Source organism: Hafnia paralvei (assembly GCF_020150375.1).
GTDB lineage: Bacteria > Pseudomonadota > Gammaproteobacteria > Enterobacterales > Enterobacteriaceae > Hafnia > Hafnia paralvei.
This window is the reverse complement of record NZ_CP083737.1, coordinates 3,494,860-3,519,002: the sequence shown is the minus strand read 5'-3', so window position 1 is coordinate 3,519,002 and position 24,143 is coordinate 3,494,860. Positions and strand designations below refer to the sequence as shown.

At 46.9% G+C, this 24,143-nt stretch carries 21 protein-coding genes; 15 read left to right on the top strand and 6 right to left on the bottom strand.

What is annotated here, in order from left to right; all coding sequences use genetic code 11:
* Positions 1–16: 16 nt before the first annotated feature.
* The 12 genes from K9N75_RS16555 to K9N75_RS16500 all read left to right on the top strand — a co-directional run bounded on the left by K9N75_RS16555 (position 17) and on the right by K9N75_RS16500 (position 14,095).
* Positions 17–1,381 carry a VasL domain-containing protein gene (locus tag K9N75_RS16555; protein WP_224451910.1) on the top strand — a complete coding sequence of 455 codons (1,365 nt, stop codon included), beginning with the start codon at positions 17–19 and terminating at the stop codon, positions 1,379–1,381.
* 54 nt (positions 1,382–1,435) lie between these two features.
* Positions 1,436–1,846 carry a molecular chaperone gene (locus K9N75_RS16550; protein WP_064573131.1) on the top strand — a complete coding sequence of 137 codons (411 nt, stop codon included), beginning with the start codon at positions 1,436–1,438 and terminating at the stop codon, positions 1,844–1,846.
* 11 nt (positions 1,847–1,857) lie between these two features.
* Complete coding sequence (gene tssI / locus K9N75_RS16545; RefSeq protein ID WP_224451909.1) at positions 1,858–3,912, top strand: type VI secretion system tip protein TssI/VgrG; 2,055 nt, start codon at positions 1,858–1,860, stop codon at positions 3,910–3,912.
* 10 nt (positions 3,913–3,922) lie between these two features.
* Complete coding sequence (locus K9N75_RS16540) at positions 3,923–4,201, top strand: PAAR domain-containing protein (RefSeq protein WP_008814292.1); 279 nt, start codon at positions 3,923–3,925, stop codon at positions 4,199–4,201.
* A 7-nt stretch (positions 4,202–4,208) separates the two neighbouring features.
* Positions 4,209–5,141 carry a DUF4123 domain-containing protein gene (locus K9N75_RS16535; protein WP_224451908.1) on the top strand — a complete coding sequence of 311 codons (933 nt, stop codon included), beginning with the start codon at positions 4,209–4,211 and terminating at the stop codon, positions 5,139–5,141.
* Entirely contained in the window at positions 5,138–7,534 is a 2,397-nt protein-coding gene (locus tag K9N75_RS16530; protein ID WP_224451907.1) for a hypothetical protein, read from the top strand. The genes K9N75_RS16535 and K9N75_RS16530 overlap by 4 nt, the downstream gene beginning before the upstream one ends.
* 15 nt (positions 7,535–7,549) lie before the next feature.
* Positions 7,550–8,614, top strand: a complete 1,065-nt coding sequence (locus K9N75_RS16525) for a hypothetical protein (RefSeq protein ID WP_224451906.1) — start codon at positions 7,550–7,552, stop codon at positions 8,612–8,614.
* Between the two features lie 531 nt (positions 8,615–9,145).
* Positions 9,146–10,123, top strand: a complete 978-nt coding sequence (locus K9N75_RS16520; protein ID WP_224451905.1) for a hypothetical protein — start codon at positions 9,146–9,148, stop codon at positions 10,121–10,123.
* A 282-nt stretch (positions 10,124–10,405) separates the two neighbouring features.
* Positions 10,406–10,546, top strand: a complete 141-nt coding sequence (locus tag K9N75_RS16515) for a hypothetical protein (protein ID WP_224451904.1) — start codon at positions 10,406–10,408, stop codon at positions 10,544–10,546.
* Between the two features lie 102 nt (positions 10,547–10,648).
* Complete coding sequence (locus K9N75_RS16510) at positions 10,649–11,626, top strand: hypothetical protein (RefSeq protein ID WP_224451903.1); 978 nt, start codon at positions 10,649–10,651, stop codon at positions 11,624–11,626.
* A 364-nt stretch (positions 11,627–11,990) separates the two neighbouring features.
* Positions 11,991–13,262: a RidA family protein gene (locus K9N75_RS16505; protein WP_224451902.1), complete on the top strand. Its 1,272-nt coding sequence runs from the start codon at positions 11,991–11,993 to the stop codon at positions 13,260–13,262.
* Positions 13,263–13,576: 314 nt separating this feature from the next.
* Positions 13,577–14,095: an Hcp family type VI secretion system effector gene (locus K9N75_RS16500; RefSeq protein WP_008814286.1), complete on the top strand. Its 519-nt coding sequence runs from the start codon at positions 13,577–13,579 to the stop codon at positions 14,093–14,095.
* Between the two features lie 85 nt (positions 14,096–14,180).
* Here K9N75_RS16500 and dxs read toward each other — a convergent pair whose 3' ends face one another.
* The 3 genes from dxs to xseB all read right to left on the bottom strand — a co-directional run bounded on the left by dxs (position 14,181) and on the right by xseB (position 17,397).
* Positions 14,181–16,046 carry a 1-deoxy-D-xylulose-5-phosphate synthase gene (dxs, locus tag K9N75_RS16495; RefSeq protein ID WP_224451901.1) on the bottom strand — a complete coding sequence of 622 codons (1,866 nt, stop codon included), beginning with the start codon at positions 16,044–16,046 and terminating at the stop codon, positions 14,181–14,183.
* 185 nt (positions 16,047–16,231) lie between these two features.
* Positions 16,232–17,137 (bottom strand): (2E,6E)-farnesyl diphosphate synthase, encoded by a 906-nt coding sequence (gene ispA, locus K9N75_RS16490; RefSeq protein WP_039188484.1) that lies wholly within the window; start codon positions 17,135–17,137, stop codon positions 16,232–16,234.
* A gap of 2 nt (positions 17,138–17,139) precedes the next feature.
* A complete protein-coding gene (gene xseB / locus K9N75_RS16485; protein ID WP_008814283.1) occupies positions 17,140–17,397 on the bottom strand; it encodes an exodeoxyribonuclease VII small subunit in 258 nt (85 codons plus the stop codon).
* 247 nt (positions 17,398–17,644) lie between these two features.
* Between xseB and thiI the strand changes: the two genes are divergently transcribed.
* Together thiI and K9N75_RS16475 are read left to right on the top strand one after the other, a co-directional pair.
* Positions 17,645–19,093 carry a tRNA uracil 4-sulfurtransferase ThiI gene (thiI, locus tag K9N75_RS16480; protein ID WP_004096669.1) on the top strand — a complete coding sequence of 483 codons (1,449 nt, stop codon included), beginning with the start codon at positions 17,645–17,647 and terminating at the stop codon, positions 19,091–19,093.
* 91 nt (positions 19,094–19,184) lie between these two features.
* Positions 19,185–19,751, top strand: a complete 567-nt coding sequence (locus K9N75_RS16475; RefSeq protein WP_263481249.1) for a YiiX family permuted papain-like enzyme — start codon at positions 19,185–19,187, stop codon at positions 19,749–19,751.
* Between the two features lie 2 nt (positions 19,752–19,753).
* Here K9N75_RS16475 and yajL read toward each other — a convergent pair whose 3' ends face one another.
* Together yajL and panE are read right to left on the bottom strand one after the other, a co-directional pair.
* Positions 19,754–20,344 carry a protein deglycase YajL gene (gene yajL, locus K9N75_RS16470; RefSeq protein WP_224451899.1) on the bottom strand — a complete coding sequence of 197 codons (591 nt, stop codon included), beginning with the start codon at positions 20,342–20,344 and terminating at the stop codon, positions 19,754–19,756.
* A complete protein-coding gene (gene panE, locus K9N75_RS16465) occupies positions 20,307–21,218 on the bottom strand; it encodes a 2-dehydropantoate 2-reductase (RefSeq protein ID WP_008814280.1) in 912 nt (303 codons plus the stop codon). Before panE ends, yajL begins: the two co-directional genes overlap by 38 nt.
* A 187-nt stretch (positions 21,219–21,405) precedes the next feature.
* Between panE and K9N75_RS16460 the strand changes: the two genes are divergently transcribed.
* On the top strand, positions 21,406–21,897 hold the full coding sequence (locus tag K9N75_RS16460) for a YajQ family cyclic di-GMP-binding protein (RefSeq protein WP_224451898.1): 492 nt from the start codon (positions 21,406–21,408) through the stop codon (positions 21,895–21,897).
* A 697-nt stretch (positions 21,898–22,594) separates the two neighbouring features.
* Here the strand turns inward: K9N75_RS16460 and K9N75_RS16455 are convergent.
* Positions 22,595–23,962, bottom strand: a complete 1,368-nt coding sequence (locus K9N75_RS16455) for an MFS transporter (protein ID WP_130974203.1) — start codon at positions 23,960–23,962, stop codon at positions 22,595–22,597.
* Positions 23,963–24,143: the final 181 nt, after the last annotated feature.

The window sequence follows — 24,143 nt, the reverse complement described above, 5'->3', positions numbered from 1 at the left end:
CACTGATTTGAAACGTATGGCTAATTTAGATTATCAGCAAGTTGCCACCGGCAAAGATCCTCGAGATTTTGACGAGTTCGAGCGTATCCGGGGCGAGATTAATAAGATGACCCACCCCTTGCATCCTCCGGTTGATTGGCCGCTGGTGCAGCAACTGGGCGTTGCGTTGTTTACTAAAAATGGCGTCGACTTACAAAGCGTAGTTTATTACTCAATGGCACGTACCCGTTTGAATGGATGGAATGGGTTTGCTGAAGGCTGCGAGCTGATGGCTGTTTTGATTGTGGCTCAGTGGGATATGTTTTGGCCAATGCCAACGGCAGCTCGAGCACGCAATGAAATGCTGGATTGGTTCGCTGCAAGGGTTGGCGCTTTGGTACGACAGCTAACACGCTCGCCGGAAACCATGAGAGATGTTTTCCGTGCGGAATATGCGCTTAAACGCGTGAGTGACAAGCTGCAGTTGCATAAAGAAATCAATCCCATGCTGATCAACAGCCTGCTTTATTTCTTACAAGAGTGTGTAAAAGAGAGCAAAGCTGCGGCAACGTCAATGCAAGCAGGGGAACCCCCGGTGGTTCTTCCTCTGGTGTATCTACCGCAGCAAGGTGATACTGCAAATGCGCCATTTTCATCCCCTTCGGCAATGCAAAAAACCTCAGATACCCAGCAGGTTTTTACATCCATTCAGTCAATCAATACACAGAAGAAACGTTTTCCCTGGCTGCCCGTATTATCCGGCGCGGTTACCGGCTGTCTATTGACGCTCGCAGCCGTCTTTGGTTATCACGCTTGGCAGCCAGAAAACCCAGTTGCTCAGTTTTTATTAGCCGCTCAATCCTCGCCTGCGCTGATGTCTCTTAATCAGGCGCTGGTGCATGACGCTGATCTACAGCAGCAAGAACAGAAGGTTCTTAGGCTCTATCAAGAAAAACTTACGTCGATTGTAAACGCATCTCCGATTGAACCATTGCAAAGAGGGCAGTCAATCAGCCAGTTGCTGCAAAGGGTTTATCCACAAAATAGCGTATCGACGCAATGGCAACAGCAATTGGAAAGCCTATCGGCGGCGGGGAAAGGTTCTGATTACGTGAAAACTCAGCAGGCGGTGCAGTCTCTGCTCGATGAATTACTTGAATCAGAGAAATTGCATCGCGGCTACATGACGATATCTAGCCTGAAAACGGGTCTGTACAACATTCAAAGCCAATTAAATGCGGCGCCGCCTGTGACGCATTTACTTACGCAATTAGAGCAGCAGAAACAACAAGGGATTAAGCCTTCTCCTGCTTTATTACACCAAATTGACGATCAGCTACGCGGCTTACAGGCGCGCTATCTGTTATTGCAAGCCGAAAAAGGAGATGGAACGCCAAACTAAACGTTACACAGAGCATGAGTACTTATATCTAGTGATAAAGACGAGGATGGGTCAATGAACAAGATAAAAGTGATAACACTGAGTTTGTTATTAGTATCGCTGGTGGGGGGATGTCAGGCAAAAAGTAGCGCCATACCTTCAGTTCAAGAGCAGATGAACGGTCTAGCCGATCTCATTGGTAGCGCCGCATTTTTACGCGATCGCTGCGGAGTGAGCGATATTCCAGCCAACAAGTCACTGAGCATGATTGCGGTGATGACGGGAATGGAAATGGGGTGGGATACGCGGGAATACTACCCTGATGGTAAATCCGACGACATGTATAACGCCACATTGGACCAAATGGGGCAAAAAGTTGAGCAAAGTTTGATGGCTGATAATCCAGATGTTGCTGGTACATGCCAATCGTTGGCTGGAAATCAGCATATTGCTGGGTTCGTAGCTCAAGCTAAAGCTCGAGGATAAGGAGGTCCATTATGGCCGACAACACGGGATTGCAGTTCACCTTTACGACGCAATCGCTGCCAGAAAAAACCTTTAGCGTAGTGAGCTTTGCGCTTAACGAGGGACTGTCTCAGATTTACTCTCTGGATGTTGAGCTGGCGAGCATAACCGCTGAGATTGCATTTAGCCGCGTGCTGGATGAATCTGGTGAATTGCAAATCTGGTACAACGGTGAGATAAAGCGACGGGTTAATGGGATTATTACTCGTTTCTCACATAGCGACACCGGTAACGAGCGTACTCGCTACAGCGTGACGTTACGGCCCCAGATGTGGCTACTTTCGCTTGACCAATCTTCACGTATTTTTCAGCAGCAGACGCCCCAGCAAATCATCACTACGCTGCTGCAAAAAGCCAATATCATCTCTTTCAACTTCCAATTGCGCTACGAACATCCGACGCGTGAGTATTGCGTGCAGTACCGTGAGTCTACGCTGGCCTTTATCGAGCGGTTGGCTGCGGAAGAAGGGATCTCGTGGTATTTCCATTTCGATAATGACAAGCAAGAAATCGTCTTTGTAGATGATTGTACCTTCTTGCCGATGGGAGAAACGCTGCCCTATAACCCGCATCAGCGGGGGCTGAGCGAAGGGGCTAGTATTCAACGATTTAGCTACGAAGAAAATGTGCGTCCTGCGCAGGTGCTGTTGAAAGATCACACCTTCAAAAATCCCGCTTGGGAAATGCTCTATCAGCAACATAGCAAATCTGACCATCAACGTAGCGAGATTCAGCACTACGACTATCCTGGCCGCTACAAAACGGATTTCAACGGGCAGGCCTATAGTGGCTATCGGCTTGATGCGCTGCGTCAGGATGCCATGCAGGCGCATGGACGTTCAGATAGCCCTTCGTTGATGGGGGGGCAGTGCATCATCATGCAACAGCACCCGAACGAAGCGTTTAACCAACGTTGGCAGATTGTGTCGTTGCTGTGTGAGGGGCAACAGCCTGAATCGCAGAAGGAAGAAGCTGGTGTCAGTGGCACCTATCTGGAAAGTCAGATCGTCGTTATTCCCGATCGGCAAACTTGGCGCCCCATGCCAAATCCTCGTCCACGCGTTGATGGACCGCAAATTGCGGTCGTTGTTGGGCCTGAAAACGAGGAGATTTATTGCGACGAGGTGGGGCGAGTTAAAGTGCAGTTCCCGTGGGATCTGGAAGGGAAAGGCAACGAAACCAGCTCTTGCTGGATCCGCGTAGCGCAAAGTTGGGCAGGCAGTCGCTACGGAGCGATGTCGGTGCCACGCATTGGTCATGAGGTCATTGTCGATTTTCTTGAGGGGGATCCTGACCAACCGATTATTACCGGTCGTACCTACCACGTTGTCAACGTGCCGCCTCATGCACTACCGGTGCACAAAACACGCACCGTATTACGTACAGATACCCATAAAGGTGCGGGTTACAACGAGCTGTCGTTTGAGGATGAGCAAGATAAACAGCTGATCTACCTACATGCGCAAAAAGATCTGCAAACCGAAGTCAAAAACAACCAATACATCATGGTTGAACAAGACTGCTCGAAAATCATTAAACACGATCAGACCGAAGAGATCGGCAACGATAAAACCAGCGATGTCACTCATGATCACATTGAGCGTATTCATCACGATCAGATGATCAACGTGATGCATAACCAGCAGATCCAAGTTGATAACCAATATCTGTTCCACGTGTTAAATCAGCGCAAGGACCAAATGGGTGCGGATTTTACCGAGGATATCGCGGGTGATCATCATCACACGGTAGCGGGTACCTACGAACTGCTAGCGAACAAGAAAGTGCTGATCAACACCAACGACTTGGTGTTGCAAGGTGCTCAAAGCGTGGTGTTGCAGGGGCCAGGAGGAAAAATTGTGATCGACAGCAGCGGCATCACACTGTCGTCGCCAATAGTCAATATCAAGGCGCTTACGCGGATTACCAGCGGTGGGGGGAATTCAATGTCGGCGCTGAGTGCAACGGCGATGAACGGCGATCCGCTATCAGAAATTTGTCCAATTTGCCTACAGTCACTGGAATAAGGAGAAGGATATGGGAGTACCTGTTGCATTAAAAGGGCACCAGCATGTTTGCCCATTACCTAAACATGTGGGGGGGCCCATCAAAGAAGGTCATCCAGGGCTAACGGTGAATGGCATTCCGGTGGCGTTGGTTGGGCATAAATGTGAATGCAAAACCGGCGGGCCGGACATTATCGCCGTGGGCAACCCATTGTTAACGGTCAATGGCATCCCTGTGGCGGTTATGGGATCACAGACCGTACACGGGGGCGTTGTAATTCAGGGCGATCCGGGGCTTATCATCGGCTAAGGACAGCATGGTGGAAAAGAAATATTGGTACTTAAACGAGCAGGATCATCAGGTTCTGCAAGCAGGGCGCGAGCAAACGCTTATCTGGAATGCGTTGCGTTCAGTGATGGCGATTAAAGATATGCCTCCGATCCCGCTTGGCGCGACTGGGGAAGCATGGCTAACCCAAACGGTTGAGCAGGCTCGTCGTTATGACGTGATGAACTCTTACCATTTGCCGCTATGGCTAGAGATAGCGCATCGCGGTGGGGAAAACTTCTGGCAGCTTGAGGATGTGCAGGCCGTCTTGAACGCTGGTGAAATCAACGATGTGCGGATTAATACGTTGCTGCAAATGGCCGATTTAGAACAACGGCCAGTGGTAGAGACGCCCGTGCAACCGGTAGATTTCACGCAGCATGCTGTTTATCGCTGGTGTGAGGCAGGTTTACCGCTGTGGGCTCTTGTGGACGGTGCGTTTGATGCCGCGCCTCAGGGCTTTGCCTGCGGGCTGGACGTAGCACACTACTCGCTGTTCAACTCCGCCGATAGAGCACTGGAAAGCCATGGGCCGTGGCTGATTGCGGCGTGGATGAAACCACGCATGGTGCAATATCTGTTGTCGCGTCCGGCGTATGCCATCAACACGCTGTGGCTGGTGGCCGACGGCGAAGTTGAGGATATCGTAACCCACTTGCAAGGGTTGCTGTATGTCCGTCAGGGGGAAGGAGAAGGCGGTAGCCGCTTTCGTTTTCACGATCCGAGAGTATTTGCGACGTGGATTAATTCGTTAGCCCCCGAGCGGCTAGATGATTTCTTCGGTCCGGTACAGCGCTGGTTCAGCCCTGACCCCAATCCGCTGTGGTCTGCACAGCAGCTCCATGGCTACAGCCAAATGGACAACCAATTGGAACGTCGGATTATTGCGACGTATCTACCCCGCACAGGAGGTGATGCATGAGCGATCATGAATGTCGTGGTGATTGCCAGTGTAAAAAGGTGGTGATCCCGGTGATTTTTGTACCGGATATCATGGGCACGCGTCTGTTTAACCTATCGGAAGGTGACGTGGTATGGGATCCGATGGCGGGGATGGGCAGCTACCATACGCCGTTGGGCACCGCCGCCACCGATCTCAGTGGCATGATGAGCGATCCGTCAGGCAAGGTGACGTCGTCGCCGATGGTGCAAAAACTATTGGATTTGCAAAAAAAACTCACCGCGCTGCATGGTGGGCTGATGGCATTGTATAAAACCAGTCAAAAAATCATGAAAGCACTGGGGATGGACAGCCTAGCGAAACGTTTGGAGCGTAATGCTACCGATGCAACCAGCAAGCTTAAAGAACAGCTGGCAGATGTGAACACCAAAATTGCCCACATCGAAAAAGAGATTAATAACGTTTTTGATGTCATGGGTAAAGCGGAAGATATTCTGCGTATCGGGCGTAATGTTTGGGGAGCGATCTCAGTATTAGAGTGGATGTTTTGCAATGCGTCTAAGCGCCGTGAACTGCTGGTAGGTCAACAAATTGGTCGTGATGATACGCTGTTGAAGATCGATCAAGATGCAACGAAAGGCAGTGCTGACACCGCGTACTTTAGCACCATGACATCGGTGCGGGTGCAGGACATCAATATGCGGTTTAAGCAGGGCTGGGGCGAGGTGTGCTGGAGCCAATACGGTGAGTTTTTGATGACGTTGCAACGCCATTTGGATGCACGATTCAACATTAAAGACGTGAGTGCTGCGGGGCAGCCCGGCAATATTCCCAAACCCACGCTGCCGACCGGTAAGGCGCTGAAGGATTTATTGGCAGCAATAGAGTCGTTATTGGATTTTGGCAGTAAACCCGCCACGCCAGCGGCAGCGAGCCCTGCAGCGTCAACGGCAGCGGCGAGTCCGGCTGCGCCCGCAGCTACAGATGGAGACAAAAGCAAGGACCAAAGCAAAGAAAAAGACACGTCGCTTCCGTGGGGAGCTGATGCCAATTTTGCCAAGGTGATGGGGGGGTATGCATTTCCATTGCACGTAGTGGGGTATAACTGGATGCAAGGCTGTGCTGATGCGGCTCAACGCCTGACCACGCGTATCACTCAGATTATGGGTGAATATCAAACCGCAGGAACAAATGACACTGATGGCACATGGCTGACCAAAAAACCGGTGGATCAAGTGATACTGATTTCGCACGGTGCGGGTGGATTTGTGGTACGGGCAATGTTGGCGGGGATGTCACCAGAGACGATGGGGGGCTCTGGTTCATCGAGCGGTGGCGGTGAAAAAAATAGCCAAGATGATGATTATATGAGTGGAGTTGATCCGAAAACTAAGGCCCCTGCTGCTAGCGGTAGTAAAGATGGTAACAGTTTTGCTGGCATCCAGAAGACCACTCCTCTTGATAAATCACTGCTGCTTAAAGCGGTGCATGTTGGGCTACCGACCAACGGCATGCCGGATATTTATTGCTGGTTCCGCGCAGGTATGCAAACGCCTGTTTCGGTGGACTGGAGCAAACCCGACGAAGCAATGAAAAACAAAACGTTAGCCTATATCAGCAATCAGGTGCTGGGCGCTGATGCAGCCGAAATCACTATGGTGCTGAGCTATAGCCAAAGTACGCTGGAGTGCTTACCTAATAACAGCTATGCCAAAGGATGGCTGTGTTACCAACCGTCATCCTTTTCTTTAGTGGAAGGAGAAAAAGCGCCGGCTCCGGTGGCAATGGCTGTTGAAGGGGATATTTATGCGGAGTATCAGAGTGAGAAACACTGGTATAAAACAATTAATGGCAATTTGTTATGCAGTGATCCTGAACAAATAAATGATAATTACCAGAGTGTGTCTGGATATTTAAAGCAAGCGTCAACTTTTCATGCCTCCCTTGGCTCCTCTGGTCTAGATAATACCCAGCAATTCAGTGGTAAAACCAGTAAACTAACGACGCGGGATAAAGCGATTTGGCAGGCGCAGGGCATTACTCCGCTTCCACCGGCTGAGGGATGGGTTAAGTACGGCGATTCAATTACCAACTCAAACAAGTTGCTGGCAGGCATCGATTCTTTGCTAGGAACACATATATTCAGTTCATTGGCAGACGAAGGGAAGGGAACGCTGTATCTCTCGCCGCCAACGGCAGGATTAACCGTGTTACCGACTGAGTTTGTATTACAACCGGGCAGCGGTGAGGGGGATGGTAAACTGCCTATTTCATCAGCCACTGGTGCGACTCCGGTTGAAAAATGCAGTGAATATCACGACAGCCTGTATCAAGACGAAAAAATCCGTGCAGCGTTGTATAAAACGCTGCAAACCGCCGCGTGGGAATACAATGCTAAACCTCCTAAAAAATAATTAAAGGGACTTACTATGCGCCGTTTATCGTGGTTATTACTTGGCACTTTGGTGCTGTCTACTACTGGCTGTGGGCCACACTCACTTCATAAGGATTTTGACATGAGTACCCAATTCCCCACTCAAAAACACTGTTTTGGCCGCTATGAAATTGAATTGCCAAATTTTATGTATATGAAAAGCGGGAACTATTCATTTGATAACTTTGGTGTAGAGATTGTTACGGCATTAAAAGCTGAACGCCCAACGATAGAAAAGGATTGGGTGAACTATATCAATGGTAAGGTTGCGAAGGATATTGCAATGTCTCCTGGGAGCAAAATCATTCATCAAGATATGAAAAGTAACCCACGCATGATGTTGGAATATATAGAGACATCAAAAGAAATAAATGAGAGATTGAATTCTATTTATATGTTACATCCATATTATTTGAGATCTTTCTCTGAACGTAAAGAATGGATGTTGGTTACGGGTAAAACCATGAGTATTCCACGGCCCCAACCATCGCATAAGCTTGATGCCGAAATACTGAGGCAGGTCAATGCTCAAATGCGTGATATAGCAAAAATAGCCTATCACAAATACCCTCACTATGAACAAGGCTACTGCTTGGATGACGAATATCAATATTATTCAGGAAGATTGGAAAAAAGAGACAGATATACAATCATTTGGCGTGGCACCACGGGAAGTGCTGATACACATAGCCGCATTACGCTTAATTTAGAAAGCTTGAATAAGGATGAGCAGTCAGTCTTGGATAGCCGTATTTCTAAGGGAAAATTGCTAAGAACGTTCTTCTCTAGCACCACGGTTGTGGTGGGTGGCATTAAGGGTGAATTGTATATCAGTCACGCTAAGCTTAACCCAACGGCGCGTGAGTTCCAGTGGTTACCCAGTGGTACGGAGTTAGGCAACCGTTTAAAACCACTGATTATGATCGATGGCCGAATCGATACCCACGATTTCCCTGCCGAATATCGCGATAAAATCAGCGGTGAAGAGATGATCCTGTGGATATTGGAAAGCATAAAAATGCGTACCGGTGGTGACGAAGATATTTTGTCTCATCGATAATTGATATCTTTAATATTAACGCCATACGTATAAACGTGTGGCGTTATGTCATATGATCATTTTCCAATCGTTTATATTCTTTCAATCAAATAAAAAGTTAGTCTTTATTACCTCATTCACTAATGAGTTTGTTGCTGAGTCAGGATAGAATTATGTTTAGTGGGGGAATATATAGAGAAATACGGCTCAGTGATATGTCAATGAATATTAGTTAAGTGATATACATGGTATTGCCGGAGTGAATAAATATTTCAATCTAATGACTCTCGCTGAAGTCGTTGGTTGGCACAGAACGCAACGCCGGTTAAAGAATGCAGTGAATATCACGACAGCCTGTATCAAGACGAAAAAATCCGTGCTGCGTTGTATAAAGAACTGCAAACAGCTGCCTGGAGTTACAATGCTAACCCTCCTACTCCTAAAAAATAATTAAAGGGATTTACTATGCGCCGTTTATCGTGGTTATTACTTGGCACTTTGGTGCTGTCGGCTACTGGCTGTGGGCCACGCTCACTTCATAAGGATGTTTCCATGAGTACCCAATTCCCCACTCAAAAACACTGTTTTGGCCGCTATGAAATTGAATTGCCAACATTTATGTATATGAAAAGTGGTAACTATTCATTTGAGAACTTTAATGTTGAAATTATAAAGGCTGTTCGTACGGACTATCCAACGATAGAAAAAGATTGGGTGAGCTATATTAATGAAAAAATAGCCATGGATGGTAAGTATAATGTTGGTAGCCGAGTTGTACACAAAAATATGGAGTCTAATCCCAGAGTGATATTAGAATATTCTAGTACAGAAAAAAATCCTGATATTGGAATGAGTTCCTTGTACCTATTTCACCCATATTATTTGAGTTTTTTTCCTGGACGTAAAGAGTGGATTCTGGTCACAGGGAAGACAATAGAAATTTCTCGTCCGCAACCTTCGGATAAGCTTGACAGCGAATTGCAAAAACGGGTAAGTGCCCAATCTCGTGACATTGCAAAAATTGCCTATCATAAGTATCCTCACTATGAACAAGGTTACTGCTTGGATGACGAATATCAATATTATCCAGGAAGATTGGAGAAAAGAGACAGATATACCGTCATCTGGCGTGGCACCACGGGAAGTGCCGATACGCATAGCCGCATTACGCTTAATTTAGAAAGCTTGAATAAAGATGAGCAGTCGGTCTTGGATAGCCGTATTTCTAAGGGCAAATTATTGAGAACGTTCTTCTCTAGCACCACGGTTGTGGTGGGTGGTATTAAGGGTGAATTGTATATCAGTCACGCTAAGCTTAACCCAACGGCACGTGAGTTTCAGTGGTTACCCAGTGGTACGGAGTTAGGCAACCGTTTAAAACCACTGATTATGATCGATGGCCGAATCGATACCCACGATTTCCCTGCCGAATATCGCGATAAAATCAGCGGTGAAGAGATGATCCTGTGGATATTGGAAAGCATAAAAATGCGTACCGGTGGTGATGAAGATATTTTGTCCCATCGATAATTGATATCTTGAATATTAACGCCATACGTATAAACGTGTGGCGTTATGTCATATGATCATTTTCCAATCGTTTATATTGTTTCAATCAAATAAAAAGTTAGTCTTTATTACCTCATTCACTAATGAGTTTGTTGCTGAGTCAGGATAGAATTATGTTTAGTGGGGGAATATATAGAGAAATACGGCTCAGTGATATGTCAATGAATATTAGTTAAGTGATATACATGGTATTGCCGGAGTGAATAAATATTTCAATCTAATGACTCTCGCTGAAGTCGTTGATTGGCACAGAACGCAACGCTGGTTGAAAAATGCAGTGAATATCACGATAGCCTGTATCAAGACGAAAAAATCAGGGCGGCTTTGTATAAAACGCTGCAAACCACCGCGTGGGAATACAATGCTAAACTTTCTAAAAAATAATTAAAGGGATTTACTATGAGCCGTTTATCGTGGCTATTACTTGGTTCTTTGGTGCTGTCTTCTACTGGCTGCGGGCCACACTCACTTCATAAGGATGTTGCCATGAGTACTCAACTCCCCACCCAAAAGCATTGTTTTGGTCGTTATGAGATCGAGCTACCTAATTTTATTTATATGAAAAGCGGGGCTTATTCATTTGAAAATTTTGATATTGAAATTACAAAGGCGGTTCGTAGCGACTATCCCTCGATAGAAAAAGATTGGGTGAACTATATCAATGGTAAGGTTGCGAAGGATATTGCAATGTCTCCGGGCAGTAAAATCATTCATCAGAATATGGAAAACAACCCAAGAATGATGTTGGAGTATATAGAGACATCAAAGGAAATAAATGAGAGGTTGAATTCTATTTATATGCTCCAATCTTATTTCCTAAAATCCTTTCCTGAAAGAAAGGAGTGGATTCTAGCAACCGGAAGTTCTATTGAAATTCCTCGTCCACAACCATCGGGTAAGCTTGATGCCGAAATACTGAGGCAGGTTAATGCCCAATCTCGTGATATAGCAAAAATAGCCTACCATAAGTACCCTCACTATGAGCAAGGTTACTGCCTAAATGACGAATATCAATATTATCCTGGACGGTTGGAAAAGCGCGATAATTATAGTATTGAACTTGCCGGAATTATTAATGATAAATACACATCTAGTTATATTACGATTGACGTTAAAAGTCTAAATAAAGATGAGCAGTCCGTTTTGGATAGCCGCACTTCGAAAGGTAAGCTATTGAGAACCTTTTTCCCAAGCACCACCGTTGTGGTGGGAGGGATTAAGGGGGAGCTCTATGTCAGCCATGATAAACTCAACCCGACTGGGCGAGAGTTCCAGTGGTTACCCAGTGGTACTGAGTTAGGTAATCGTCTAAAACCGTTGATTATGATTGATGGCGAAATCGATACGCGAGATTTCCCTGCCGAATATCGCGATAAAATCAGCGGTGAAGAGATGATCCTGTGGATATTGGAAAGCATAAAAATGCGTACCGGTGGTGACGAAGATATTTTGTCTCATCGATAATTGATATCTTGAATATTAACGCCATACGTATAAACGTGTGGCGATACTTAATTAAATATATCTTATCGTATTTGTATTTTTAATGTTTTAAGTAAGCTTGTTGTGTTATAGGTTGCGAATCATTTTGCCTAAAAATAATTATATTAGAACTATATCGCTATAGCGAAATTGATAGCTATTGAATTTTACGATGTTACTAAATGCCACACATTTAATCGTGTGGCATTTTTTTTGCATAAACAATCGAATTCATGAAACCAACATGTTTGTAGTACGGATAGACATCTTAGCTGTCGGTAATGAAGTGTCGCACGTGCCTGTCTCGTGGTTCACTAAACCCTAACTTTATAAGGCGAGTACTGTTATGAGTGGTTATAACGAGGTTTTATCAAGAAATACGGAAAATGCACCGAAAAATACCGGGATATATTCACAAACTGTCGCTTTTTCTCATTATAATAATTTCTCGGCCCAGCTGCCTATCGATCCAAAATCGGGGAAAATGGTTTTTGGTGGTGCAAAAGAACAGGCTGAACAATGCTTTAAAAATATCAAGGCAGTTGCCGAAAGCATCAATCATGTTATGAGTGATGTTGTTAGGATTACTATTTTTGTCAGAAATATTAAAGATGTGGATGCTGTAAGCCTAGTTTATAAATCATTTTTCCCAACCTATGTCCCTGCTCTGACGGTTGTTGCGGTCAATGCTTTGCCTATGGATGCTTTAGTGCAGGTTGAGGCTCTGCTTTCAAACGGTGAAGGTACAATTCCCAATGCACCGCAGTCGGGTGACCTAATTAAACTTACCCATAACACGATAAATGCACCAATAAGCCCCTTATCTAACCAAACGGTCTCCTTTTCTCATTATAATAATCTCTCAGCGCAATTACCTATCAATCCGATAACGGGTAGAGTGGTTGAGGGAGGAATAAAGGAGCAGACTAAACAATGTCTAAAGAATATTAAGGCCATCATAGAAAGTATTGACGTTCCATTTGACGATATCGTGAAGGTTAATATTTTCCTAAAAAATCTCTCAGACATTGATGCCGTGAATGATGTCTATACCACATTTTTCCCAGATTCCGCCATCGCTAGAACCATAGCTTATGTTCCTGCACGTACGGTAATTGTTGCATCAGCGTTGCCTATGGACGCGTTGATTCAGATTGAAGCCGTGGTGTCACATGGCGATGGAACCCCGCCTCAGGCTGTTGAAGACAGACATGGGCTTATCATTGAACCGCATAATACGGTGAATGCGCCTAAATGTGCTCTATCTACACAGACCGTCGCTTTTTCTCACTACAATCATCTCTCGGCTCAATTACCGATAGATCCAAAATCCAATAAATTGGTTGCGGGTGGTATAAAAGAGCAGACAGTACAGTGCCTTAAAAATATTAAGGCAATCATAGAAAGCGTTGAGCATGTCATGGGAGATGTCGTTAAGGTAAATATCTTCCTCAAAAATATTGCAGATATAGATGCCGTAGATGAAGTTTGCGCAACATTCTTTCCCGGCGGTATTCCTGCTCGACGGATCGTAGGGGTTTCCGCGCTGCCTAAGGATGCATTGATCCAAATCGATGTCGTAGCAGCCAATGCTGAAGGGACGCCGCCACAAGCATAGTGTTTTCTACCGCTGATTCTTATTGATGGCGAAATCGTCGCGAATAAAATCAGCGGTGAAAGAAACATAGAGTTTGTGTTCTGCAGTTAATTATTCTAACTATCTTTTGTTTTAAGTGATGAATGACTGAGATAGAAAATTTTTTCTAAGTTGTGTTTGCGCTATTTATATTTCCTTACATTTACCAAGGTAATTGGCAGCTATTTTCTAAACTGGGCTGATAGCATCAAAAACAGAAAAAAGGGAGCGCCTCTCTTTGTTCTATCAAGGATTATTCATCCCAATAGTTAGTTAGATTTTATAAGGATATTGCAATGCCAACTCCATGTTATATTGCCATTCAAGGTAAAACTCAGGGCAACATTACTTCTGGTGCGTTCACCTCTGATTCTGTAGGTAACATCTACGTGCAGGGTCATGAAGATCAGATGCTAGTGCAGGAATTTGAACACATTGTGACAGTGCCTACCGATCCACAGTCTGGTCAGCCTTCAGGTCAGCGTGTTCATAAGCCATTTCGTTTCACCGTTGCATTAAACAAAGCCGTACCATTGCTGTACAACGCATTGGCATCCGGTGAAATGTTGCCGAAAGTTGAGCTAAAGTGGTACCGCACCTCGATCGAAGGTAAACAGGAACACTTCTTCTCAACTATTTTGGATGATGCGACTATCGTTGATATCGATTGTCACATGCCGCATTGCCAAGATGCTGTGAAAGCAGAATTTACCCAGTTAGTTAAAGTATCTTTGGCTTACCGTAAAATTACTTGGGAACACACTGTTTCAGGGACTTCAGGTGCTGATGACTGGCGTGTGCCAAGCGAGTCTTAATTTCGATTCGCGAAAGCTCATTTTGTGCGATGAGATAAAAAGAACAAAGCTACCGAAAGGTAGCTTTGTTTATTGGATAACGCGGTTAGTTTTGCAGCCAGTTCTGGATTTGATCAACGATGCCTTGGGCATCAAGCTGAATTTCGTGCAATGCTTCTTCCTGCGTCCCCTGAGGGATAAAACGATCTGGCAACCCCAGATTGAGGACTGGCACCATTTTGCGTTTGGACATCAGGAGTTCGTTAACGCCGCTGCCTGCGCCACCGATAATTGCATTTTCTTCCAGAGTCACTAGCGCATCGTGAGTGGCGACAAGTTCTAAGATCAAGGCTTCGTCCAGCGGTTTCACAAAGCGCATATCGGCTACGGTAGCATTTAATTGCTCCGCGGCCGTTAAGGCATCTGGCATCAGCGTCCCAAAGTTTAGAATCGCAATTTTCTCGCCGTTACGGCGTACGACGCCTTTACCGATCGGTAAGCTGGCGAGAGGCTCTAACGTCGCGCCGGTGCCTGAACCACGAGGATAACGCACCGCCGTTGGTCCGGCCTGATACTGATGACCGGTATGCAGCATTTGGCGGCATTCGTTTTCATCGCTTGGTGTCATGATGACTAAGTTAGGAATGCATCGCAGGAACGAAATATCAAAAGCGCCCTGATGCGTTTGTCCATCTGCACCAACAATGCCCGCCCGATCTATTGCAAACATGACCGGCAGTTTTTGCATGGCTACGTCGTGAATGACCTGATCGTAAGCACGCTGTAAGAAGGTTGAGTAAATCGCCACCACCGGCTTATAGCCGCCAATGGCTAATCCGGCGGCAAATGTCACCGCATGTTGTTCTGCAATTGCGACATCAAAATATTGCTGCGGATATTCTTTGGAGAAACGCACCATGCCAGAGCCTTCACGCATGGCTGGCGTAACGGCCATCAGTTTGTTGTCATCAAGCGCGGTTTCACACAACCAGTCACCAAAAATTTTGGAGTACGTTGGTAATCCACCGGAGCTTTTCGGCAAAGTGCCGCTGGCAGGATCAAATTTAGGGACCGCATGCCAACTGATCGGATCTTTTTCGGCTGGCGCATAGCCTTTGCCTTTTTTCGTCATAATGTGCAGTAACTGAGGGCCTTTCAGGTCGCGCATATTTTTTAGCGTCGCGGCTAGGGCCTGCACATCATGTCCATCAACGGGGCCAATATAGTTAAAGCCCAGCTCTTCAAATAAGGTCCCTGGAACGACCATCCCTTTCAGATGCTCTTCGGTGCGTTTGACCAACTCTTTAATCGGCGGCAGGCCAGACAGAACCTTTTTTCCACCTTCACGCAGGCTGGAATAAAGTTTGCCGGAAAGCAACTGCGCTAAGTGATTATTTAACGCGCCCACATTTTCAGAGATCGACATTTCATTGTCATTTAAGACAACAAGCATGTCGGCTTTGATATCACCCGCATGGTTCATGGCTTCAAACGCCATACCTGCCGTGATAGCTCCGTCGCCAATAACACATACGGTACGGCGATTTTTCCCTTCTCGTTCAGCAGCCACGGCCATACCCAAGCCAGCACTGATGGAAGTGGAAGAGTGACCTACGCTCAGCACATCGTATTCGCTTTCATCGCGCCACGGGAACGGATGCAAACCGCCTTTTTGGCGGATAGTTGCAATACGGTCACGGCGCCCCGTCAGAATTTTGTGTGGGTATGCTTGATGGCCGACATCCCAAATCAACGAGTCAAACGGGGTGTTATAAACATAGTGCAGCGCAACGGTTAGTTCGACGGTTCCAAGACCGGAAGCAAAGTGTCCGCTGGAGCGGCTAACGCTATTGAGCAGATACTGACGAAGTTCGTCACACAGCTTTGGCAGGCTTTCTTTCGGTAGCAGGCGTAGATCGTTAGGATCGTCAACCAGCGCGAGTGTCGGGTATTTGGCTATATCAAAACTCATTAGCGGCTCATGTCTGAAATTCGTTCTGCGATATATGCCCAGCATACTTGAAGCTACATCGGTGTTAGCAACACATTTACCCGATATTCTGACCTAAGTCAGTTCAAAGGGGGTTACTTGTTTGCTGCTTTGACGCAACTCCAACTATTTTGGGCATAGAATGAATGCGTGGTTTTTTATTTGTCTTAATTATCGCGCTCAATGATAAAACTGGCTAAGGATTTTAACGCCAGAGTGTCAATGCTGTGGTGTTGCTCAAGCTCTTCAAGTACCTGTATTGCATCTTGATACAGATCTAGAGCTTTATTTTGGGCTTGTTTTAGACCGAGCAGAGCAGGGTAGGTGCTCTTTTCTAGCTCTTGATCTGAACCTTGTGGTTTGCCCGTTTTTTCACTGTCGCCGATAACGTCTAGGATATCGTCTTGAACTTGAAATGCGAGACCAATCGCCGCTGCGTAGCGGTCTAACAGAGGTAGCGCAGCGCGGCCAGTATCACCCGCAGCCAGAGCGCCCATACGGATCGCGCAGCGGATCAGTGCGCCGGTTTTATGGTTGTGAATTCGCTCAAGCGACTGTAAGTCTACGTGTTTGCCTTCGGCTTCCAAATCTAGCGCTTGGCCGCCGCACATTCCCGCAACGCCACTGGCTTGCGCTAATTCACTCAGCATTGCTAGTCGATCGCTGACCGCGACGTCGGGCATTGGGCTGTCGGCTAGAATGGAAAAGGCGAGCGTTTGTAATGCGTCACCGGCTAAAATAGCATGTGCCTCGCCAAATTTGATGTGGCTAGTGGGCTGACCCCGACGCAGATTGTCATCGTCCATGGCGGGCAAATCGTCGTGCATCAGGGAATAAGCATGAATACATTCAACGGCGGCCGCAGGTGCATCCAGATTATCTAATGATAGACCAAACATCTCTCCGGTGGCATACACCAGATAAGGACGTAGGCGTTTGCCACCGAGCAAAGCACCGTAGCGCATGGCGGCAACGAGTTGTCCATCAGCAAAGGGCAGAGGCTCTATATACTGAATAAGCGCTGCATCGGCGCGCTGATGATAGGTTTTGAGTAACTGTTCAAAAACAACCATGTTTAACTTTTATCCACACTGACGTGATCCGTGTTAAAAGGGGATAAAGGGGCATCCTTATCGTCATTAAGTAGGATCTGCACGCGTTGTTCTGCTTGTTGCAACGTTTGCTGACCAAGGCGAGCTAGCTGTACGCCACGCTCGAATTCATTCAGCGCGTCTTCTAATGGCAGCTCGCCAGATTCTAAATGAGTAACAATCTGTTCCAGTTCGCTCAGTGCCTGCTCAAAGCTGGGCGCCGCGGGTGCTTTTTTTGCCATAGTATTCTTTTCTTTTATATGTTCTGTAATCAACAGTGATTCAGCGATGGAGTTCCAGAATTTTTCGCCACGTTACCGGACTCTGCAGGACTTGGCAAATTACGGATTTTCAACTCATGAGATGAGGTTCAGTGCGCCAGATTACAACTTAGTGCTATACTGCGCGCCTTGTACATTACGTCCTCAATTTAGGGTACGTAGTGTAAGCCCTTTTAACGTAAATCACGACGAAATAGCCACGGCCGCCATGAAGTTTATCATTAAATTATTCCCAGAAATCACCATCAAAAGCCAATCAGTACGTTTGCGCTTTATCAAGATCCTAACAGGGAACATTCGCAACGTTCTGAAAAAGCAGATTGATGAAGTGGCTATCGTACGCCATTGGGATCATATCGAAGTTCGTGCTAAAGATGAAAGCCGTACCGAGCAGGTACGTGATGCTTTAACGCGAATCCCGGGGATCCATCACATTTTAGAAGTTGATGATTGCCCATACACCGATATGCACAACATCTTCGAGCAAACGCTCGAAATGTACCGTGACAAGCTGGAGGGGAAAACCTTCTGCGTCCGAGTTAAGCGTCGTGGTAAGCATGAATTTACCTCTATCGAAGTCGAGCGTTATGTCGGTGGCGGGTTAAATCAGCATATTGAAAGCGCCAAAGTTAAGTTATCTCATCCGCAAGTTACCGTACATTTGGAGATCGAAGACGATCGCTTGCTGTTGATTAAAGGGCGCTATGAAGGCTTGGGCGGTTATCCTATCGGCACGCAGGAAGATGTCCTGTCGCTCATTTCCGGTGGTTTTGACTCGGGTGTTTCTAGCTATATGCTGATGCGCCGTGGGTGCCGTGTGCATTACTGCTTCTTTAATTTGGGCGGTTCCGCTCATGAAATCGGTGTGAAACAGGTTGCTCATTATTTGTGGAATCGCTTTGGTAGCTCTCACCGCGTGCGTTTTGTCGCTATTGATTTCGCTCCCGTTGTTGGTGAGATTCTTGAGAAAGTGGATGATGGCCAAATGGGTGTTATCCTCAAGCGAATGATGATGCGAGCAGCGTCCAAAGTGGCTGAGCGCTATGGTGTTCAGGCACTGGTTACCGGTGAAGCACTGGGACAAGTCTCTAGCCAGACACTGACTAACCTGCGTCTGATTGACGGCGTTACTGACACACTGATTCTGCGTCCGCTGATTTCTCATGATAAAGAACATATCATTGATATGGCTAGGGAAATTGGTACTGAAGACTTTGCGAAAACCATGCCTGAGTTCTGCGGTGTGATTTCGAAAAGCCCAACCGTAAAAGCAGTGAAGTCTAAGATTGAAGCCGAAGAGGAAAACTTTGATTTTGACATCCTCGAACGCGTGGTCGCTGAAGCGCAAAACATGGATATCCGTGAAATTGCTGAGCAGACTAGCGAACAGGTAATTGAAGTTGAAACCGTTGAGGCTTTAACCGGTGATGAAGTGGTGTTGGATATCCGTTCGAATGACGAACAGGAAGATAAACCGCTGAAAATTGAAGGGTTAGAAGTCAAAAGCTTACCATTCTACAAACTCGCTACCCAATTTGGCGATCTCGATCAGAGCCGAAGCTATGTGTTGTACTGCGACAGAGGTGTGATGAGCCGCTTGCAGGCGCTGTATCTTAAAGAGCAGGGCTATAACAATGTGAAGGTGTATCGACCATAGGAACCATATGGAAATGAGGTCTGAGCCTAAAAGGATTACGGGCAAAAGTATTATCAGTCTGGCTATTGTGTTGTGCTTGTTGCTGCTCTTCATGCAGCCGCGAGCAAGCCTAGCATGGCAACCGCAGCCCGGTGATATTATATTCCAAACGTCGCCATCGTCGCAGAGTTTGGCGATTCATAAGGCCACACATTCCATATGGAGTCATGTTGGAATTGTCTTATTGAAGAATAATCAGCCCATGGTTTTTGAAGCGTCGGGCGACGTGAGATACACGCCTTTGCAGAAATGGATCGATCACGGGGTGGGAAAATCTTATGTGGCTAAACGCTTAAAACAGCCCCTGGCGACTGCGCAGGTGCAGGCGCTAAATCAGCAGGCAGGTTATTTTATCGGTAAGCCATACGACATCTTGTTTGGCTGGTCAGACACAGATATTTATTGTTCTGAGCTGGTTTGGAAGATGTATTTCCGCGCGGCTGGATTGAAAATTGGAACCGTGCAGAGGATAGAGGATTTTGATCTCTCTTCCCCTGCAGTGAAGAAAATTATCAAGGCTCGCTACGGTGATAAATTACCGCTCAATGAGCAGGTTATTTCTCCGGTGGCGATGTTTGATTCACCGTTACTGGAAACCGTGGCGTCGGTAGGATACTGAGCCTATTCGTTGTATGCCCAAATCCCCGATGCAGGAATTAACTGAGCTGCCACTTCGGCAGCTTTTTCTTTGCCTAGCAGCACATCAATAATTTTTAACGCAAAATCGATACTAGTACCGGGGCCTTGGCTGGTGAGTAAATTGACGCGCTCATCGTAATAGGCGCGTTTATCGATCCATTGATTCTCTGGGATTTTATCTTTCAGAGTCGGAAAACAGGTCATATTGCCGACGCTGAACAGTTTATGGTGCGCTAGTACCAGTGCCGGAGCGGCACAGATGGCGGCAACTAATTTGCCTTCCAAATGCATTTGGCGCACTTTTTCCACCACCAGTTCACTGTCTCGGAAACACTCCGCGCCTTTAATCCCGCCCGGTAAAACAATAACGTCATAAGACTCATCGGCGACCTGTACTAACGGTTTATCTGCGAGCAGTTTGACTCCGCGCGAACAGGTTATCATCAGATCGCCATTTCCCGCGGCGCTTGCCGTGGTAACTTTAATGCCGGCACGAACCAGCAGATCGATAGTGGTCACTGCTTCGGTTTCTTCGCTACCAGGAGCCAGACACACCAGAGCCGATGCGCTCATAGGTTTGTTCCTTTCGTTTAATAGTTTCAAATACATGGCTATTTTCGGTGAGACTAATACCATGCTTACGCGCCATTTTCAGCAAATAGCCCGTAATATAATCAATTTCGGTATGACGCTGTGCCAGAACATCTTGGTACATTGATGAATAATTATCGGCGGTCATACATATGACATTGGTGACGTAGTGCAGCAAGCTGTCTGACGAGGTACTGTATCCTTCGGCTTCCATCACGTAGGCGATCTCTTTGACGAGGGCTACGACATGCGGCATATATTTTTGCAGGTCACCGTTACGGCAGTTGTAGATCACTGTCAGCGGATTGATTACACAGTTGACGGCTAACTTTTTCCAGATGGCGGGCATAATGTTGTCGTGCCACGCCACATCGGGAAGTGCATGATGCAGAACCTCTGCAATATTGCTTTGACCAATGGCCGCAGAGTTAGTTGGGCCAATATGTGTGGCGCCTGCTGCGACATGGATAATGGTATTACCATCATGTCTCGCTGCGTGAGTGGTTACTCCTTGGAAAAGGGGCTGCTCAACATAGGGGAGTTCGTCTTGGCTTCCCATCCCGTTATGTAGCAAGATGATGCGACAGTATGGTGAAATTTTAGGCAAAAGGGGCGCTAGAGCATTGTATACCTGCCACGCTTTGAGCGTGACCAGCAGAATTTGACTCTCTGCCAAATGCATGGGGTCGTTAGCCGCAAGATTTTTATTATATGACTTTCCATCCAGCTGGATAATGTTCACAGGGCAATAGGGCTGCGGTACGCGTAGCCAACCCTGAACATCATGCCCATCCTGTTCCAATGCTGATAGCCATAGCTGCCCTAGCGCTCCGCAACCAAGAACTGTTATTTTCATTTGGCCTCCTTCCCGATACATCGGGCAATTTGCGCGCAAAGCAGAAATATTCAATCTTATCAGTATAAACTTTTATGACGCAGATCGCAGTGGGAAGCATCTGTTATGGTGTAAGGACTGCGGCTAGAGTTGCATCGACGTAGGAAGCCGCTATTATGCTCGGCATTCAACCGAGAGGAGATTTAGCATGCCTTCATTCGATATCGTTTCAGAAATTGATATTCAAGAAGTCCGTAACGCCGTAGAGAACGCTTCACGTGAGCTGGGAACCCGTTGGGATTTTCGCAACGTCGAAGCCAGCTTTGAGCTGATTGAAAAAAACGAAAGCATTAAGATTTCCAGTGTTTCAGATTTTCAGGTGAACCAGCTGGTCGATATTATGCGTGAAAAACTGGCGAAGCGTGGCATCGACGGTGCAGCGCTGGAAGTTCCAGAGCAAATCGAACACAGCGGGAAAACTTACAGTATCGAAGCCAAGCTGAAAAAAGGTATTGATACTACGATGGCGAAGAAAGTTATCAAGCTTATCAAAGACAGCAAGCTGAAAGTGCAAACCCAGATTCAGGGCGAGCAGGTGCGAGTTACAGGTAAATCACGTGATGACCTACAAGGTGTAATGGCATTAATCCGTGGCGCCGCTCTGGGACAACCATTCCAGTTTAATAATTTCAGAGATTAATACGGTTTTCACGGGAGAGGGGGCTGCACGCGCCCCCTTCAAACCTCGCGCTTATTATCCGAGACGCCATCTCCGCTCCGGTTTGGGAACTCCACTCTGCAAGCATTGTGTAATATTCCGCCCGCCTGTCGATACCGAGCTTCATTGATACACCGGTGAAGGCGTACGGGCAGAGACCACCAGCGCGTGGTCTCTGCACTCGCGCGCTTTTATCCGAGACGCCATTCCCGCTCCGGTTTGGTATCGCCCATCCAGGGCGCCCCAAACTCCGCCGATACATCCCTGTATCGGCGGCTCTCCCTACCAAGACTTAAACAATTAAAAAGACACAAAAAAAACAATATTGCTGTGTTTTTTTCGTGTTGAATGAAATGCGTGATAGAACCGCCATCAGGGAAGATGGCGGTAGGTTGAGGGCGTACAGGATGTGCGCTCCGAGACCGGTCGGCCAAACGACGCGGTAAAAAGTGCGAGAGTCGAGAGGTTGCGCGCAGGCAACCTTTCGTCGGACGCCTACGCCAGTGGCATCATGGAGAAACTAATGCTAACGGGCGGACGAAAACCTTCACCGTTCTAGTATAGAAATAATCTGGTTGGAAGGCGGCGATTGAGCCGCCTTGCTCGGACGCCTGCACCCTGTACATTCTGGTTTCGGTGTATTAGGCGCACGAAATTACCCATAAAAAATTATAAACACCTAATGCTGCCCCGCCACAAACAACTCTATCTCTCCACGGCTTGTGATCTTAGAGTCAATTTTCACATACGCTGTTTGTTCTTCAGGGATCAGCACCACGTCAGCTACGCCGTGATGTTGCTTAATCGCCTGTTCTAGCTGTGGCGTAGCCGGAATTCCTGCTGGAATAACAATGCGAAGGCTGCTGACATAAGGCGGTTCTTGCATCGTGAGGCTAACGGCAAGCCAAATAACCGCAAGTACTGCGCAGCCGGTAAAAACGGTAGCGGCACCGTCGTGCGCATACAAGAAACCGCCGAGGCTTCCGCCGATAGCTACACCAATGAATTGGCTGGTGGAATAGATCCCCATCGCGGTACCTTTGTAGCCAACGGGTGATTCTTTGCTGATAAGCGAAGGCAGAAGCGCTTCCATTACGTTGAAAGCAATAAAAAAGACCTGTACACCGAAAATAATGCCCCATAGGTGCAAACCGGCGTACCAGAGAATGACTTCAGCTGCGAGCATTAAAATAACGCATCCCTGAAACACCTGTTTCATACGACGCTGTTTTTCTGCGTAAATAATGAAGGGAACGACGCAGGCGAATGCGATCAGCATGGTCACCAAATAGACTTTCCATTGGTTGTCACGCGCCAGCCCTGCCTGCTCCATCAGCGGAGGAAGAGCAACAAAGCTGGACATCAACAAGATATGCACACACATAATGCCGAAGTTGAGTTTGAGCAAACGACTGTTAGCCAATACTTTGCTAAAACTGCCTTTCACCATGCTGGATTCGCGATTCAGTACGTGATGATGAGGAGTCGGAATAAAGAGTAGTGTAATAACCACGCCGCCGAGCGCCAGCAAGGCAATCATCCAGAATAGGCCGGAGAGACCAATGGCGTGGGTAATAATTGGGCCAGCAACCATGGCGATTGCAAACGTAATGCCGAAGCTCACGCCAATAAAAGCCATCGCTTTGGTTCGGTTTTGTTCACGAGTCAGGTCTGATAACAGCGCCATAACGGCGGCGGCGATGGCACCAGAACCTTGCAGCGCTCGGCCAAGTATCACGCCCCAAATGGAGTCTGTCATGGCAGCGATGGCACTGCCCAAAGCAAAGATCAGTAGACCGCCAACGATTAAGGGTTTACGCCCAATGCGATCTGAAAACAGGCCAAAAGGGATTTGGAAAACGGCTTGAGTCAGTCCATAAATACCGATTGCGATTCCAATTAACGTTTCTGACGCGCCAGCCAGTGACATGCCATAGGTCGTCAGCACCGGCAAAACCATAAACATACCAAGCATGCGCAGTGAGAATACCGTTCCTAGACCCCAGGTGGCTTTCCGTTCCTCTGGTGTCATCTGAAAATCATTCATTACAACCTCAGTTTCTTTTTATGCGACAACAATTCAGCATTTGTGCTGTGTTGAAATAATTATTGGCTATTCGTGGCTTTCTGATGTGCTCTGCTCTAGAGGCAGTTGATGGAAAGCCTTCCCGAGGCATAAACCTTTCCTGCATATTTGAAGCAGATTCTGTGACCCTATAAAATGTATG

Excerpts from the sequence above, each read along its gene's own strand:
- K9N75_RS16555 (WP_224451910.1), top strand. The coding sequence starts at position 17 with ATGGCTAATTTAGATTATCAGCAAGTTGCCACCGGCAAAGATCCTCGA.
- K9N75_RS16550 (WP_064573131.1), top strand. The coding sequence starts at position 1,436 with ATGAACAAGATAAAAGTGATAACACTGAGTTTGTTATTAGTATCGCTG.
- tssI (WP_224451909.1), top strand. The coding sequence starts at position 1,858 with ATGGCCGACAACACGGGATTGCAGTTCACCTTTACGACGCAATCGCTG.
- K9N75_RS16540 (WP_008814292.1), top strand. The coding sequence starts at position 3,923 with ATGGGAGTACCTGTTGCATTAAAAGGGCACCAGCATGTTTGCCCATTA.
- K9N75_RS16535 (WP_224451908.1), top strand. The coding sequence starts at position 4,209 with ATGGTGGAAAAGAAATATTGGTACTTAAACGAGCAGGATCATCAGGTT.
- K9N75_RS16530 (WP_224451907.1), top strand. The coding sequence starts at position 5,138 with ATGAGCGATCATGAATGTCGTGGTGATTGCCAGTGTAAAAAGGTGGTG.
- K9N75_RS16525 (WP_224451906.1), top strand. The coding sequence starts at position 7,550 with ATGCGCCGTTTATCGTGGTTATTACTTGGCACTTTGGTGCTGTCTACT.
- K9N75_RS16520 (WP_224451905.1), top strand. The coding sequence starts at position 9,146 with ATGAGTACCCAATTCCCCACTCAAAAACACTGTTTTGGCCGCTATGAA.
- K9N75_RS16510 (WP_224451903.1), top strand. The coding sequence starts at position 10,649 with ATGAGTACTCAACTCCCCACCCAAAAGCATTGTTTTGGTCGTTATGAG.
- K9N75_RS16505 (WP_224451902.1), top strand. The coding sequence starts at position 11,991 with ATGAGTGGTTATAACGAGGTTTTATCAAGAAATACGGAAAATGCACCG.
- K9N75_RS16500 (WP_008814286.1), top strand. The coding sequence starts at position 13,577 with ATGCCAACTCCATGTTATATTGCCATTCAAGGTAAAACTCAGGGCAAC.
- dxs (WP_224451901.1), bottom strand. The coding sequence starts at position 16,046 with ATGAGTTTTGATATAGCCAAATACCCGACACTCGCGCTGGTTGACGAT.
- ispA (WP_039188484.1), bottom strand. The coding sequence starts at position 17,137 with ATGGTTGTTTTTGAACAGTTACTCAAAACCTATCATCAGCGCGCCGAT.
- xseB (WP_008814283.1), bottom strand. The coding sequence starts at position 17,397 with ATGGCAAAAAAAGCACCCGCGGCGCCCAGCTTTGAGCAGGCACTGAGC.
- thiI (WP_004096669.1), top strand. The coding sequence starts at position 17,645 with ATGAAGTTTATCATTAAATTATTCCCAGAAATCACCATCAAAAGCCAA.
- K9N75_RS16475 (WP_263481249.1), top strand. The coding sequence starts at position 19,185 with ATGCAGCCGCGAGCAAGCCTAGCATGGCAACCGCAGCCCGGTGATATT.
- yajL (WP_224451899.1), bottom strand. The coding sequence starts at position 20,344 with ATGAGCGCATCGGCTCTGGTGTGTCTGGCTCCTGGTAGCGAAGAAACC.
- panE (WP_008814280.1), bottom strand. The coding sequence starts at position 21,218 with ATGAAAATAACAGTTCTTGGTTGCGGAGCGCTAGGGCAGCTATGGCTA.
- K9N75_RS16460 (WP_224451898.1), top strand. The coding sequence starts at position 21,406 with ATGCCTTCATTCGATATCGTTTCAGAAATTGATATTCAAGAAGTCCGT.
- K9N75_RS16455 (WP_130974203.1), bottom strand. The coding sequence starts at position 23,962 with ATGAATGATTTTCAGATGACACCAGAGGAACGGAAAGCCACCTGGGGT.